At 47.1% G+C, this 1,111-nt stretch carries 2 protein-coding genes; one reads left to right on the top strand and one right to left on the bottom strand.

Translation table 11 applies throughout. The features are described 5' to 3' along the window. A partial coding sequence (locus J5224_RS29325; protein ID WP_264628590.1) for an HlyD family type I secretion periplasmic adaptor subunit occupies positions 1–717 on the top strand: 717 nt, incomplete at its 5' end. A gap of 97 nt (positions 718–814) precedes the next feature. Here the strand turns inward: J5224_RS29325 and J5224_RS29320 are convergent. Next, positions 815–1,111, bottom strand: a 297-nt coding sequence (locus J5224_RS29320) for a diguanylate cyclase domain-containing protein (RefSeq protein ID WP_264628589.1), incomplete at its 5' end; no start/stop codon positions are given.

Raw genomic sequence — 1,111 nt, 5'->3', positions numbered from 1 at the left:
GAGCCATTGATTGCAGAGGGTGCAATATCTAAAGTCGAAGTGTTGCGGTTGAAACGGGCTGAAGTGGAAACGCAGGGGCAGTTGGAATCCATGACGCTGGCTATTCCTCGCGCTGACTCTGCCATCAAGGAAATTGAAAACAAGGTTCAGGAAGCGCGCGGACGCTATAAAAGCGATGCACTGACCCAGTTGACTGAAGCACAAACCAGTCTGAACAAGATAGCCGCCACGGGTAAGGCGCTGGAAGATCGCGTAAACCGCACGCTGGTGGTCTCGCCGGTGAAAGGCATTGTGCAGCAGATGATGGTCAATACCATTGGTGGCGTTATCCAACCGGGCAACGACATCGTGGAAATAGTTCCGTTGGATGAAAATTTACTGGTTGAAGCAAAAATCTCACCGCGAGATATTGCCTTTCTACATGCCGGTCAGAATGCAATAATCAAACTGACGGCCTACGATTATACGATCTATGGTGGATTAAAAGGGAAAGTTGAGCAAATTAGCCCTGACACCATGACGGATAAAGAAGGCAATAGCTTTTATATCGTTCGGTTGCGCACGGATAAAAATTACTTGGGCACTGAGGATAAACCCCTGGTGATTATTCCCGGCATGGTAGCATCCGTGGATATTATTACCGGAAAGAAAACCATTCTGAGTTATTTGCTTAAACCCATCATCCGAGCAAATGCCGAAGCACTGCGGGAACGCTAATTATCACGCAGTGCTATTCAAGACTTTCATTGAACAACACAACCTGCCCTGTTAATGACAGTTTGTGTTGTTCATTTCCCTAACGTCCCTGCCATTATCACTGATGACCGTTTTGTACGACGTAGATTTGCGTTTGACTACGCCCCATCGCTTTTGCCTGGTACATGGCAGAGTCCGCGTTGATGGCTAACGTCAGTGAATCAGTGCCGTGCTCGGGATAGAGCGCAATACCGATACTGCACGATACTTCGAGCTTTTTCCCTTCAATCTCAAACGGTTTATTCATGGCATTATGAATCTTGTCCGCGACATAGATGGTGTTAGCTTCTTCTTTAATGCCTTGCAGCAAGATAATAAATTCATCGCCGCTACGGCGATAGACAGTGTCAGTATC

It is taken from the genome of Candidatus Symbiopectobacterium sp. NZEC135 (assembly GCF_025962695.1).
Note: the sequence above shows the minus strand (reverse complement) of the source record. Positions and strands in the feature narration are given on the sequence as shown.